General features: G+C 71.8%; 16 protein-coding genes. 8 read left to right on the forward strand and 8 right to left on the reverse strand.

The features are described 5' to 3' along the window. Together RBH18_RS40070 and RBH18_RS40075 are read left to right on the forward strand one after the other, a co-directional pair. Positions 1 to 1,334 (forward strand): hypothetical protein (locus tag RBH18_RS40070; protein WP_306215747.1); only part of this gene is annotated, 1,334 nt, incomplete at its 5' end. Between the two features lie 619 nt (positions 1,335 to 1,953). Further along, positions 1,954 to 2,115, forward strand: a complete 162-nt coding sequence (locus RBH18_RS40075) for a hypothetical protein (RefSeq protein ID WP_306215748.1) — start codon at positions 1,954 to 1,956, stop codon at positions 2,113 to 2,115. Positions 2,116 to 2,635: 520 nt separating this feature from the next. Here RBH18_RS40075 and RBH18_RS40080 read toward each other — a convergent pair. From RBH18_RS40080 to RBH18_RS40090, 3 genes are all read right to left on the reverse strand, one after another. Continuing rightward, the gene (locus RBH18_RS40080) at positions 2,636 to 2,884 is read right to left on the reverse strand and encodes a hypothetical protein (protein WP_306215749.1); all 249 of its coding nucleotides are present in this window, start codon (positions 2,882 to 2,884) and stop codon (positions 2,636 to 2,638) included. A gap of 131 nt (positions 2,885 to 3,015) precedes the next feature. Further along, a complete protein-coding gene (locus tag RBH18_RS40085; RefSeq protein ID WP_306215750.1) occupies positions 3,016 to 3,645 on the reverse strand; it encodes a TetR/AcrR family transcriptional regulator in 630 nt (209 codons plus the stop codon). Between the two features lie 208 nt (positions 3,646 to 3,853). Beyond that, positions 3,854 to 4,678 (reverse strand): PIG-L family deacetylase, encoded by an 825-nt coding sequence (locus RBH18_RS40090; RefSeq protein ID WP_306215751.1) that lies wholly within the window; start codon positions 4,676 to 4,678, stop codon positions 3,854 to 3,856. 33 nt (positions 4,679 to 4,711) lie between these two features. Between RBH18_RS40090 and RBH18_RS40095 the strand changes: the two genes are divergently transcribed. Together RBH18_RS40095 and RBH18_RS40100 are read left to right on the forward strand one after the other, a co-directional pair. Continuing rightward, positions 4,712 to 5,476, forward strand: coding sequence for an alpha/beta fold hydrolase (locus RBH18_RS40095; RefSeq protein ID WP_306215752.1), 765 nt, complete (start codon positions 4,712 to 4,714; stop codon positions 5,474 to 5,476). After that, positions 5,466 to 5,741 (forward strand): hypothetical protein, encoded by a 276-nt coding sequence (locus RBH18_RS40100; RefSeq protein ID WP_306215753.1) that lies wholly within the window; start codon positions 5,466 to 5,468, stop codon positions 5,739 to 5,741. Before RBH18_RS40095 ends, RBH18_RS40100 begins: the two co-directional genes overlap by 11 nt. Here the strand turns inward: RBH18_RS40100 and RBH18_RS40105 are convergent. Beyond that, complete coding sequence (locus tag RBH18_RS40105) at positions 5,738 to 6,238, reverse strand: NUDIX domain-containing protein (RefSeq protein ID WP_306215754.1); 501 nt, start codon at positions 6,236 to 6,238, stop codon at positions 5,738 to 5,740. The two genes, RBH18_RS40100 and RBH18_RS40105, sit on opposite strands and share 4 nt — an antisense overlap. Then, a complete protein-coding gene (locus tag RBH18_RS40110; RefSeq protein ID WP_306215755.1) occupies positions 6,231 to 7,013 on the reverse strand; it encodes a hypothetical protein in 783 nt (260 codons plus the stop codon). Before RBH18_RS40110 ends, RBH18_RS40105 begins: the two co-directional genes overlap by 8 nt. A gap of 90 nt (positions 7,014 to 7,103) precedes the next feature. Here RBH18_RS40110 and RBH18_RS40115 point away from each other — a divergent pair, with 90 nt between their 5' ends. From RBH18_RS40115 to RBH18_RS40130, 4 genes are read left to right on the forward strand one after another with little or no spacing between them, the layout of a single operon-like run. Continuing rightward, positions 7,104 to 7,913, forward strand: a complete 810-nt coding sequence (locus tag RBH18_RS40115; protein WP_306215756.1) for a DUF3097 domain-containing protein — start codon at positions 7,104 to 7,106, stop codon at positions 7,911 to 7,913. 39 nt (positions 7,914 to 7,952) lie between these two features. Next, on the forward strand, positions 7,953 to 8,246 hold the full coding sequence (locus RBH18_RS40120; protein ID WP_306215757.1) for a hypothetical protein: 294 nt from the start codon (positions 7,953 to 7,955) through the stop codon (positions 8,244 to 8,246). Positions 8,247 to 8,285: 39 nt separating this feature from the next. Further along, positions 8,286 to 8,714, forward strand: a complete 429-nt coding sequence (locus tag RBH18_RS40125) for a response regulator (RefSeq protein ID WP_306215758.1) — start codon at positions 8,286 to 8,288, stop codon at positions 8,712 to 8,714. Then, positions 8,711 to 9,085: an Hpt domain-containing protein gene (locus RBH18_RS40130; RefSeq protein ID WP_306215759.1), complete on the forward strand. Its 375-nt coding sequence runs from the start codon at positions 8,711 to 8,713 to the stop codon at positions 9,083 to 9,085. Before RBH18_RS40125 ends, RBH18_RS40130 begins: the two co-directional genes overlap by 4 nt. 41 nt (positions 9,086 to 9,126) lie before the next feature. Here the strand turns inward: RBH18_RS40130 and RBH18_RS40135 are convergent, their stop codons facing one another. The 3 genes from RBH18_RS40135 to RBH18_RS40145 all read right to left on the reverse strand — a co-directional run. After that, the gene (locus tag RBH18_RS40135) at positions 9,127 to 10,539 is read right to left on the reverse strand and encodes a sensor histidine kinase (protein WP_306215760.1); all 1,413 of its coding nucleotides are present in this window, start codon (positions 10,537 to 10,539) and stop codon (positions 9,127 to 9,129) included. After that, complete coding sequence (locus tag RBH18_RS40140) at positions 10,536 to 11,237, reverse strand: response regulator transcription factor (RefSeq protein WP_306215761.1); 702 nt, start codon at positions 11,235 to 11,237, stop codon at positions 10,536 to 10,538. The genes RBH18_RS40135 and RBH18_RS40140 overlap by 4 nt, the downstream gene beginning before the upstream one ends. After that, the coding region (locus RBH18_RS40145; protein WP_306215762.1) for an MMPL family transporter at positions 11,237 to 12,453 on the reverse strand (1,217 nt) is incomplete at its 5' end. The genes RBH18_RS40145 and RBH18_RS40140, both read right to left, overlap by 1 nt.

Consider the following 12,453-nt stretch of genomic DNA (forward strand, 5'->3'; position numbering starts at 1 on the left):
TTTCGGTCGATGAGCTGAATAATGCACCTACGCATTACCGGTTCGGCTCCGACGGCGCAAGGCGTGGAGTAGCGCTCGCCCATTGCGTTATCGCGCACGTGCTCGAGCAGTCCGCTCTGTACCTGGCAGCTGATTATCGAGGCTTTTCCGCCTCCGCCCTCTCGGTCCGAAAATTCGAGATGCTCCGAACGGCGTCAGCGCGGTTCGTCGCCGCGGTCTTGGACCCAACCGGAGCCAAGTACGAACGCGATGGCGACATCCTCCTGAGTCGCATTTCCGCTCTTCCGTACGAGGGAAGGGAAGGCCAGGGATCGATCATCATCGCAGATCCGGAGGATCCCTTCGTCGCACCCAGGATCAAGATCGACCCACCGGTGCCGGTGACTGATCTGCCCGCCGTCCGGAAGTTGATGGAGGCTACCTCACCCTCCATCGGACTACTGATGCACCAGCAGAAGATTTACGGTCTGGGCGGCCTTCGCTCAGAGGAGTCGAAAGCCGCCAGCGCCGAGCACACGACCATCAAATTCACAGGGCGCGGAACCTGGCAACTCTGGCAGGGTGATCGGATGCTGTTGAGAGTCAAGGACGGCTGGGCCGAGCAGGGATCCCTAGCAGCTTCTCCGATTGATACGGACCTGCCGGAGGTGATCGACTGGCTGATGCCCGAAGCCGACACCGCCGAACTGCAGCGGCTGGCGCGGGCGGCCGCGAATAATCACCACGGGGCAATGCTAGTGATCGCTGCAGACGCGGAGCAGGAAGCTCAACGGCTGATGCCTCAGGCATGGAGGACCGAGCCCGCCGTTCTGGACAGCGAGCTGACCGAGCAACTTACGGCGATGGACGGCGCGATCCTGGTCGATATGACGGGGAGGTGTCACGCGATCGGCGTGATCCTGGATGGGATAGCCGCCGGCACAGGGGACGCGAGCCGGGGAAGTCGCTACAACAATCCGGTGCGTTATCTGGGAACGACGCAGGCGAGCGGGCACCTCCCTCGCGCGATCACCGTCATCTACAGCACCGACGGCACCGTGCACGTGCTCCCAAGGCGCCCGAAGGAGGTGGATCGCAAACTTATCGATCACCTCGTGCAACGCCTACGTTATCACGCTGAAGTCAGCCGCCCCGACCTTTATGATCTCAGCACCACCGTCACCTCTCTCATCGAACATCGTTTCTACCTGCTCGCCGACGACTGCGACAACGTCAATCATGCGTTGCGCACACTCCACGAGTCCCTCAGCGACTGGCCGGAACGCAACATATTGACAGCCGAATTTTGCCCAGATCAACGGATGAACTCTAGCAAATTCTATCTCTCACCGTAGACATCTCGCGGACCGCTACGCAACGAGGGTCGGCAGGAACGGCCGACCCCTCGTTGTAGAGCTCCGCCTTGTCCCCGCCACGAGGACCTTCCCGCCAAAGCTGCGGCGGTGGACGTGGTTCCCGGAGATCCTCGTGGAACCGCTCTTAGATTTGCGCGTAAGCAGGAGCGCTTAGATCGCTCGGTCGTTAGGCAGCTGGCGCGAACCACCAGGAAGAGAGCAATTACGGCTCGGTGGCCGTGGCCGTGGCCGAGTCGGGAGACGGCTGCGCGGCAATCCGGTACGCTAGAAGCTCTCGGCATCCTGACTAGCATTCATCGCGAGAAATTCGTCGGTTCTGGCCACCAGCGCCTTGCCGGGTGCGGTGCCATCGGCGAAGGACTCAAGGGCACGGCCGAGAGCACCGCCCGCGAGGAAGTCGGCGTACTCGCGGACTGACCGTACTACCGCGAAGCTATTTGGCTGAGCAGTACGAGCCCGACGGCCGCGGGGTTCCTCGACTTACCGCTGCCTTCGGCAACGTCGACTTCGTGGATCCCGGTCCTTTGTTGAACTTTCGGGGCACCATATGAGCCTCCCGCCAGAAATGTGGCAAGCCTTGGGCGTCGAGCCTGCGGCTGTGCAGAATCGGCGTCGCTTCTTATCGAGCTTCGTCGAACTCGAACCACCGCCCGACGATCGCCGAGCACTGGCTGAGCTGCTGGGCGAGACACCGCCTCGCCGTCCGGAGGAATCGGTCGTCGATCTACTGGGTGAGCCGAACGAATTCCTTGGCATCTGAGGCAGCAGATCTCACCGCCCGGGACACCAAGAGGGTCGGACCGCTGGGTGACGGTGGCGGAGAGCGCAGATTCTCTGCGAGAAGCTGCCATCGCCGCATTGCTGGTTGGCCGCGCCCTCAGCGGCGATTCAGCTGATGGCCTCCCGTCGCGGCACCATCGTCGAAGGCAATGCTTTCCGACGGCACCGGCGCCGGACCACCGAGCCACCCGCCCATCGCCGGTGCGGCTACCTCACCGTCTGGCAACCGGGTCTGCGAGGGCGGCACCGAAGGGATGCTCATTCTCCTCATAGGCGCTGTACGCATCGACGACCATGCCCCCCGAGGCCGTCACTTCATACACACGAGCTCACGAGAGACGACCACCGTGGGCGTAGGTCGAGTGTTGGGCCGCGGACACATACACGACCATCGGCGGGCACCGTAGAGCCCTTCCGTACGGACGTCGACGCCATCCTGGTCCCGGCGCGCTGGCGGGCAGCAGCTGGCGCGACCACGCTCGCCGTCGAAGCGCCGCTGGTCAGCAGCCCTCCGCCCGGCCGGTGCGGGAATCGGCCGGGTCGGCGAGCCACCTCAGCACGGTGTGCTCCAGCAGCACGCTGGCGTGGTCGCCGCCGGCACAGCTCGGATTCAGCGCGGCGGCGATCGGTGCTACCAGCACACCAGCCGTCGACGGCGCGGAGTTCACCCACCCGAAGAACCGGGGGTGACCGTTGCCCATCGGGTACGGCAGGACGTGGGTGCGGATGTCGTGGACCAGATCAGACAACGGCCGGCCGGCTAAAGGCAGATCCTGACGCGTCAACCAGGTACGGTCGGCCTCCGTCACCGGATGCCACACCGGTCGTTCATCAACACTGCTCAGATAGCCGGGGCGGCGCGGTGGCTCCGGGCCGGATGTCAGGTGGCGGGGGGCGGAGCGGTGAAGAGGCGGTCGAGGCGGTAGGTGACGACTTCGACGGCCTCGCCGGGCGTGCGGGCGCCGACGAGGACCATGGAAGACAGGCCGGCAGCCAGGGCGCCGAGGCCGCGCGCCTCCTGGGTGGCGTCGGCCGTGGCGGGGATTTCGCCTTCCTCCTGGGCGCGGCGGATCTGGGCGGTGAGGACCTTTTCCATCGAGTCCTGGGGGAGGGGGTCGGGGCCGGCGGCGGCCGCGGCGGCCAGGGCGGGGTCGGTGAGGGCGGCGGAGTAGAAGGCGCCGTGGACGCGGGCCATCATCAGGCTTTCGTCGTCGGTGGGCAGGGCCTCGACCAGGCAGATGCGCATGACGTCGCGGGGGCCCGGCGGGCGGCCCAGGGCGCGGAGGCGTTCGCCCATGCGGTCGGCCATCGCGCGGGTCACGTAGTGCAGGGCGGCGAGGAGGAGGCGGTCCTTGGTCTCGAAGTAGTACTGGACGAGCCGCACGGACACGCCGGCCTCCGCGGCGACCTCGCGCAGGGTTGCCGCCTGCAGGCCCCGGGTCGCCGCGATGCGCCAGACGGCCTCGGCGATCTGCTTGCGGCGCACCTCATGGTCGACCCTCTTCGGCACGTCACCACTGTTGCACAGCAGGCGCGGTCCCCCGGGCTCGCGCACCGCGACGGCGGCGGCGCGCGGGTCGGTCGGCGGCGGCGGCCGGACTACCGGACCACCGGACCACCGGCGGCGACACCCGGCAGCCAGGGAGAGTCGCAGCGCCCGGGCGGGCACGGCGACGCCGGCGGTGAGAGGGGCGCAGGCGCGGGCGACGCACAGCGTGTCATGGGGTGCGGAGGCCCGCGAAGAGGTCGTCCTCCGGGAGCGGGGCGCCGGTCGAGTCGTGGACGCGTACGTAGGTTTCCGTGCCCATGAGCTTGGCGAAGCCCTCCTTGCCCAGGTTGAGGAAGAACGCGCTGTCGCCCTGGCTGGCGTGCTCGGCGAGGGCGTCGTACTGCCGGCCGGTGGAGGCGCTGATGTCCAGGCGGGTGGTGATCTGGTCGTCGGGGACGCCGGCGGGCGCCGAGTCGGGGACCTCCTCGGGCTCGTCCCAGGTGATGCCCAGCTCGCGCATCCGGTCGCCGAAGTCGCGGATCCAGGACTCAGGGACCGCGCTCCAGTAGACCTTGGCCGGCGTGCCGGCCAGGGCGACCGCGGCCATTGTCACGCGGTGGGCCTGGATGTGGTCGGGGTGGCCGTAGCCGCCGTTCTCGTCGTAGGTGACGACGACGTCCGGGCGGTGCCGGCGGATCAGCTCGGCCAGGCGCTCGGCGGCCTCAGGCACCGGCGTGGTCCAGAAGGCGCCCGGCGCCTCGTTCGCCGGCCATCCCATCATGCCGGAGTCGTGGTAGCCGAGCGTCTCCAGATGGGTGACCCCCAGCACCGCGCAGCTGGCCTCCAGCTCGCGGCGGCGGGTGGCCACCACGGCGTCGGGGTCGTGGCCGGGCTCGCCGGGCTTGACCCCGCCCGGGCCGTCGCCGCAGCGGCCGTCGGTGCAGGTCACCACGATGGTGGTGAGGCCCTCGGCCGCGTACCGTGCGAGCGCGCCGCCGGTGCTGGTCACCTCGTCGTCCGGGTGCGCGTGCACTGCCATCAAGGTCAACGTCATGGGTGTCACCTTAGAGAACCCATAATCGGACCCATGACGACGACTGTGGGTAGTGGACCTGTGCGCGTTCTGGCGTTACACGGATGGTTCGGCTCGGCGCGTGGGTGGGGCTTTCTGCCGGAGCTGGTGGACCGCGAGCGGCAGACATGGGCCTTCCCGGACTATCGAGGGTACGGCTATCGCAAGGGCGTGGCCGGTGCGCACACCATCGCCGAGATCGCCGCCGACGCGCTCGCGGTCGCGGACGAGCTGGGCTGGGACCGGTTCGCCGTCGTCGGGCACTCGATGGGCGGCAGCGCGGCGCAGCACCTGCTCGCGGACGCGCCCGGCCGGGTCACGCACCTGATCGGGATCAGCCCGGTCCCGGCGAGCGGCGTGCCCTTCGACGAGCAGGGCTGGGCGCTTTTCTCCGGGGCCGCGGACAGCGTCGAGCACCGGCGCACCATCGTGGACCTGGTCACCGGCGGCCGTCTCGCGCCACGGTGGGTGGACGCTCTGGTGCGGGAAAATCTCGCCACGTCGGACAGCGGGGCGTTCGGGGCGTACCTGCGGGCCTGGGCCCGCACCGACTTCGCCGCCCGCTTGGCCGGCAACCCGGTGCCCGCCCTCGCCATCGTCGGCGTGCACGACCCGGCGATCAGCGCTCAGGTGATCGCGGCGACGTGGCTGCCTCTTTATCCCCAGGGGCGGCTCGAGGTGCTGGGGGAGGCGGGCCACTACGCCATGTACGAGACCCCGGTGCGCCTGATCAGCCTCATCGACGCCTTCCTGTCCGCCAGTGACGGGCATGGAACGTGATCCCGCCACGGTGGCCACGGGTGCGGCGTCGGCCTTCTTCCGCCGGGCCCTTTACGGCACCTCCGAACCCGCGGCCGACCGGCGCGTCGTCGACCTGCTCGCCGGGCTGGGCCGGTCCGACGCGCGCATCTGGGCCGCGCTCACGGTGCTGCGCGCGGACCCCGCCGACCCGGTGGCGACGGAAGCGCTCGAGCAGCGCATCGCCGAGGTGGCCCGGCACGACAAGGCGTTCCGGGAAGCGCTGGCACGCACGCTGCGCCCTTAGAAGCCCGCGGCGACCTGCTCGAACCAGCGGTTCGCGGCGCGGGTGTGCAGCTCGAAGCCGAGCGGCTCCGGGCGCTCCAGCACCTCGCGCCCCCGGGTCTCGTCGTCGGTGTGCTCCGGCAGGTCGGCGGGGGAGGCCAGGGCCGGCAGCAGGCCGAAGATCAGCAGCGTGCCGTCCGGGGCGCTGACCGCGTCGAAGAGGCGGACGGCGGCGGGATCCGCGCGTACGCCGGTCTCCTCGGCCAGCTCCCGGGCGATCGACTCCTCCCACGTCTCGCCGGTCTCCATGAAGCCGCCCGGCAGGGCCAGCCGGTCCGCGGCCGGCGGGACCGCGCGGCGGATCACGAGCAGGCCCGAGCCGACCGGCTGCAGGGCGACCGCGACCGGTTTCGGGTTGAGATAGCTGGTCTCCCCGCACGCGGCGCAGCGGCGGGGCCAGGACTGCCCGGGGGTGAAGCGCGCGCCGCAGAACGTGCAGTGCGCGTAACGGTCAGGCATGCAGCGGGGAATTGCAGGCGGCGACGAGGGCCTGGCGGCAGGCGCCCATCAGCGGGCGCAGGGCGGCATCGCGCTGCTGGGCCTCGTAGTTGTTGACCGCGCCGCCGGGGGCGTTGTGCTCGGCGAGGGCGAGCACCTGGTCGAGGATGCTGGCGCGGGCGAACAGCCGCCGCGAGCGCGGGTCGAAGCCCGGCGGCAGGGTCGCCGTGCTCTCCGGGCGGCGCAGGGCCTGCAGGGCACCGGCCAGCTCCGGGCGCCACTGGGCGATGTCGAGGCGGGCCAGCTGGGTCGTCGCCTCGGCCAGCACCCGGGTCAGCTCGGACTCGGCCTCCGCGGAGCCCATCTGGAACACCGGCTTGTAGTCGGCGACGGGATGGAAGCGCCACAACACCGTCTCGAACGTCACGCCGGAGCCGGACGTGTGGGTGCGCACCTCGGGCACCACCCCGTAGTCCGGGGTCATCACCGCCTCGCCGGCCAGCATCGCGGCGCCGGTCAGCTCGCCCGGGCCGGGCAGGCCGCGCGGGTCGCCGGGCACCGGCAGCACCAGGCGGATGTCGTCCGGGTGCAGCTTGGCCAGCGCCGGCAGGGCCTGGGCCAGGGACACGTCGGTCCACGTGCCCGGGGCATCGGCGACGAGGTGTTCCTCGTCTCCGGCGATCTCGTCGGCCAGCTCGTCGAAGGGCACGAGACCGGCGCGCCAGGCGCGTACCCAAGCGACGAACCGGGTCGACCGGCGCGCCGTCAGCGTCGCCGCATCTGCTGCGGGGGACATGCAGGCAAGGGTACGTGCCATCGCGCGAACTTGTCTCGGCCGGAGCGTCGGACCGGCGTGTCCGGGCGTACGGGAGTTACGGTGCGTCTCATGTATGGGGAGGACGTGCTCTCGGGCAACTGGCGGCGCCGCAAGGTCATACCGGAGGTGGACGCCGAGCCCGGCCTCGTCGTCGAGGATGCCGCCGCCGGCTTCTGCGGCGCGGTGGTCGGCTTCGAGTACGGCGCCGTGGTCCTCGAGGACCGCCACGGCAAGCGCCGCAACTTCCCGCTCGAGCCGGCCGGCTTCCTCCTGGACGGACAGCTGGTGACGCTGCGCCGCCCGGCCGCACCCGCCGCCGCCCCGGGACAACAGCGCACAGCCTCCGGCTCGGTCGCCGTCGCCGGCGTCAAGGCGCAGGTCGCCAAGGCCAGCCGCATCTGGGTCGAGGGCATCCACGACGCGGCCCTGGTCGAACGCATCTGGGGCGACGACCTGCGCATCGAGGGCGTCGTGGTCGAACCCCTCGACGGCATCGACGACCTGGCCGGCGCCGTCCGTGACTTCCGCCCGAACCGCGGGCGCCGCGTCGGCGTCCTCGTCGACCACCTCGTCCCGGGCTCGAAGGAGAGCCGCATCGTCGCGGCGGTCACCGATCCGGACGTCCTGGTCACCGGCCACCCGTACATCGATGTGTGGCAGGCGGTCAAACCCGCGAGCGTGGGCCTGCGCGCCTGGCCGGAGGTCCCGCGCGGCCAGGACTGGAAGGAGGGCGTCTGCCGTGCCGTCGGCGTCGCCGAGCCGTACGAGATGTGGCGCCGCATCCTCGCGAGCGTGAGCAGCTACAAGGACGTCGAGACGCCGCTGATCAACGCCATGGAACGCCTCATCGACTTCGTCACCGAGCCGGCCGGCGACTGACCTCTGTACCGGGCGGCCGATTCCGGCGACCATGAAGGGGTGAGCGATGACGACGCCCCCGCCACGCCGCCGCTGATCGCCGTGACGCCGCAGCCGCCGCAGGCGACCAAGGTCAAGATCGAGACCCCGGGCGCCACGGTGGAGGTCGAGGCGCATGCCGGGCTGGAGGAGGTCGCTCGGGTCGCGCTGCAGCTCTTCCACCAGGCCGGCGGGTGGCCGCAGGAGCCGCCGCGGGCCTCCGGCTTCGCCAGCACCGAGCGCCGGGACACCCCGCCCGCGCAGGCGAGCAGCATGCCGTGGGCGCCGGGGGGATATCCGGTGCAATCTCCCTGAACGCCCCGTACGCCGGGCCGGGGTCGCCTAGCCTCGCAGGTGGAGGTAGCCGACTTGCCGTACTCCCCGCATTCCGCCCACCCCGTCGTCCTGATCGTCGAGGACGACGAGGACGTGCGTGACCTCGTGGCGCACTCGCTGGGCCGGCGCGGCTTCGAGGTGCTCGCCGCCGCGGACAACAGCGGCGCCGAGGCCATCTGCCGGGAGCGGGCCGGGCGGATCGACATCCTCATCGCCGACCTGTCGCTGCCCGGGGAGGTGCCCGGGGGGCTGGCCCGCTGGGTCGCGTCGATCTATCCGAACATCAAGATCGTGTACCTCAGCGGCATCCCGCGGCACGTCGCGCTGAGCTCCGGGCTCGTGCAGGCCACGGCGCCGTACCTGGAGAAGCCCGTCAACCCCGAGGTGCTGGCCGGCACGCTCACGAGCCTGCTGCCGCGCGCCCAGGTCGCGTCGGACGACTGGTGACCACCGATCACCACGGCGGCATCCGCGCGCGGCTCGACGAGATCGGCGACTGGGAGGAGCCGGGGCCCGGGCGTGCGCTGATCGTCCGGATGCTGCGCTCGTACGTGACCAAGACGCCACCGGGCATCGACCGGCTCGAAGAACTCGCGCGACAGGGCGACATCGACGGCGTACGTGATCAGGCGCACGCCCTCAAGGGATCCGCGACCAACCTCGGCGTGACCGCGCTGGCCGGGCTCTTCGCCCGGATCGAGGACGACGCCCGCGCCGGGAAGCCGCCCGCGTGGGACGAGGACCGCATCCGCGCCACGTTCGACGAGGTGGCCCCCGTCTGCACGAGCCTGGCGGATGAACTCGACACCGCCGGCTGATCACGCCGCGGCGGCGGGAAGGCGATGCCGCCGCCGGGTAATCACCGCGGCGGCGGGAAGGTGACGCGGACGGTGGTGCCCTCGCCGGGAACCGACGAGACCGTGGCGGTGCCGCCGTGGGCCGTGACGATGGCTTCGACGATGGCCAGCCCGAGGCCCGACGATCCGCCCCCGTCCCGGCTGCGACTCGGATCGGCACGGTAGAACCGCTCGAAGACGTGCGGCAGGTGCTCGGGCGCGATGCCGTCGCCCTGGTCACGTACCGTGATGGTGGTTGCGGTCCCGTCGTGACCGACCACGACGGTGACCGGGGTGCCCGGCGTGGTGTGCTGGACGGCGTTGCCAACCAGGTTGCGCAGCACCTGCTGGATGCGCGGGCCGTCGCCGTCGACGACCGCCGGGCCGGCACCCTCCAGCGTGATGACGCGATCGCTGCTCACCACCCGGGCGTCGTCGACCACCTCGGCGGCCAGCGCCACGACGTCCACCGGCGCCCGGTCGAGCGGGCGCGCCGCGTCGAGCCGGGCCAGCAGCGCGAGCTCGTCGACGAGCAGGCGCATCCGGCCCACCTCGGCCGCCACCCGTTCCATGGCGTGGTCGAGCTGGTCGGGATCGCGCAGGCCGCCCTGGACGTACAGGTCGACCCAGCCGTGCACGGTGGCGAGCGGCGTCCGCAGCTCGTGGCTCGCGTCGGCGACGAAGCTGCGCAGCCGGTCCTCGGCCCGGCGGCGGGCGTCGAAGGCCCGGTTCTGCGCGTCGAACGCGTTGTTGACGGCGGCGGCCAGGGCGGCGGTCTCCGGCCCGGCCGGGCTCGCGGGCAGCCGCAGCTCCCGCTCGCCGGCCGCGATGGCGTCGGCGGTGCGGGCCATCCGGGTCAGCGGCCGCAGCCCGACCCGGGTGAGCACCGACGCCAGCACCCCCATGAGCACCAGCGCCACGGCGGCGCCGATCAGGTTGACGGCCGTGAGCAGCCGTACGGTGCCCCGGTCGTCGTCGGTCGGCACGGCCACGACCACGGCCTCGGCCCGGATCTTGTCGCCCGTCTGCAGGGCGACGGTGAGCCCCGGGGTGGGGATCCGGGTGACCACCACGGGATCCGGCCCGTCGACCTCGCGTACCCGGCCGGGGGTGAGCCCGGCGGCGGCGCCGGCCAGCCGGTCCTGGGCGGGCACCGGGGCGCCGGCGCTCAGCTGCACCCGGCCGGCCCGGTCCACCAGCAGGGCCGTGCCGTCCTTGGGCAGCAGCAGGGCCAGCTGCTCGGCGGTCAGCTCGTACTCGCTGCGGCCCGCCAGCGCGGCGGACACCCGGGTGGCGCCGGCGACGAGGCCCGCCTCGACCCGCTCGGCGAGGTAGCGGCGGACGAGGACCACGCTGGCCACCGCCACCAGCAGCAGGCCGGCGGCGAGCAGCAGCACCAGGACGAGCGTCAGCCGCCCGCGGATGGACCGGATCACCGCGGAGGCCCGGGACGCAGGCTGTAGCCGAAGCCGCGGACGGTGTGGATCAGCGACGGCCCGCCGAAGTCGATCTTGCGGCGCAGGTTGCTGATGAAGCGCTCGACCACGCCCGCGTCGCCGCCGAAGTCGTACTGCCAGACGTGGTCCAGGATCTGTGCCTTGGACACCACCCGGCCGGTGTTGGACAGCAGGTAGTGCAGCAGCCGGAACTCGGTCGGCGACAGCTCGACCGGCTGCCCGCCGCGGTTCACCGTGTGGCGGGCCTGGTCCATCTCCAGGTCGGCGCAGCGCAGCACGTCGTCGGTGGAGCCCGCGGTCCCGCGACGTGCGCGGCGCAGCAGGGCCTCGAGGCGGGCGGCGACCTCCACCACGTCGAACGGCTTGGTCAGGTAGTCGTCGCCGCCCATCCGCAGCCCGCGCACCCGGTCGTCCAGCTCGTCGCGGGCGGTCAGGAACATCACCGGCACGTCGACCTTCCGCGAGCGCAGCAGATGCAGCAGGTCGAAGCCGTCCGTGCCGGGCAGCATCACGTCGAGCACGATCGCGTCCGGCGCCCGGGCGCCGATCGCGGCGAGGGCGGCCGGCACGTCCGCGGCCGCCTCCACCTCGAAGCCGGCGAACCGCAGGGCCGACAGCAGCAGCTCCCGCAGGCCCGGGTCGTCGTCCACCACCAAGATCCGATCCACGGGCCCCATCACACCACCACGACGGGCTCCGGATCGGCCCGCCCGGCCGGTGCGTCCAGTGCCGCGCCCTCCAGATCCAGGTCCGGCAGGATGCGGTCCAGCCAGCGGGGCAGCCACCAGCCGGCGTGCCGGGCCAGCGCCAGCACGGCCGGCACGAGCGTCATCCGGATCAGGAACGCGTCCAGCAGCACGCCCACCGCGAGGGCGAAGGCGATCGGCTTGAGCGTCGGCGAGCCGTTCGGGACGAAGCTCGCGAAGACCGCGATCATGATCAGCGCGGCCGCGGCGACCACGCGCGCGGAGGCGCGGAAGCCGTGCAGCACCGCGCGGCGCGGGTCGCGGCTGTGGGCGTACTCCTCGTGCATCCGGCTGACCAGGAAGACCTCGTAGTCCATGGCCAGGCCGAAGAGCACGGCCATGAGGATGATCGGCATGAAGCTGATCACCGGCCCGGTGCGGGTGACCCCCACCAGGTCGGCGAGCCAGCCCCACTGGAAGACCGCCACGACGGCGCCGAGCGTCGCGCCGACCGACAGCAGGAAGCCGAGCGTCGCCTTCAGCGGCACGACCAGCGACCGGAAGGCCACCATCAGCAGGAGGAAGGCCAGCCCCACGACCACCACGGCAAAGGGTACGAGCGACGCGCGCAGCCGCTCGGAGATGTCGAGCCCGATCGCGGTCACGCCGGTCACGCCCACGGCGTCGCCGCCCGCGGCCTCGATCGCGGCGACGGTGTCCTCGGTGCGCTCGTCCTGCGGGCCGGTCGCGGGGACGACCTGGATCAGCGCGTAGCGGCCGTCGGCGGACAGCTGGGGACGACCCACGGCGGCCACTCCGTCGACGGTCCCGAGCTTGCGGGCCAGGGCGGCGGCAGCCTCGGCGTCCGTGTCGCCGGCCAGCACCAGCAGCGGGCCGTTGAAGCCGGGCCCGAAGGCGGCGGCGGTCAGGTCGTACGCCTGCCGCTGCGTGCTGTCCGCGGGCGCGGAACCGTTGTCCGTGAGCGCGAGCCGCAACCCCGCCGCCGGTACGGCCATGATGCCCAGCACCACGACCACGGCCAGCGTGGTGAGCAGCGGCCGCCGGGTCACCAGCGCGGCCCAGCGCGCGCCCAGCGCCGGCCTGCCGTCCGCCGACTCCCGCCGGGCCGCGCGGGATCCGGGCCGGGGCCGCAGCCGCTCGCCCGCGAAGCCGAGTACGGCCGGGAGCAGCGTGACGGCCACCAGCA

This window comes from Actinoplanes oryzae (genome assembly GCF_030757795.1).
GTDB lineage: Bacteria > Actinomycetota > Actinomycetes > Mycobacteriales > Micromonosporaceae > Actinoplanes.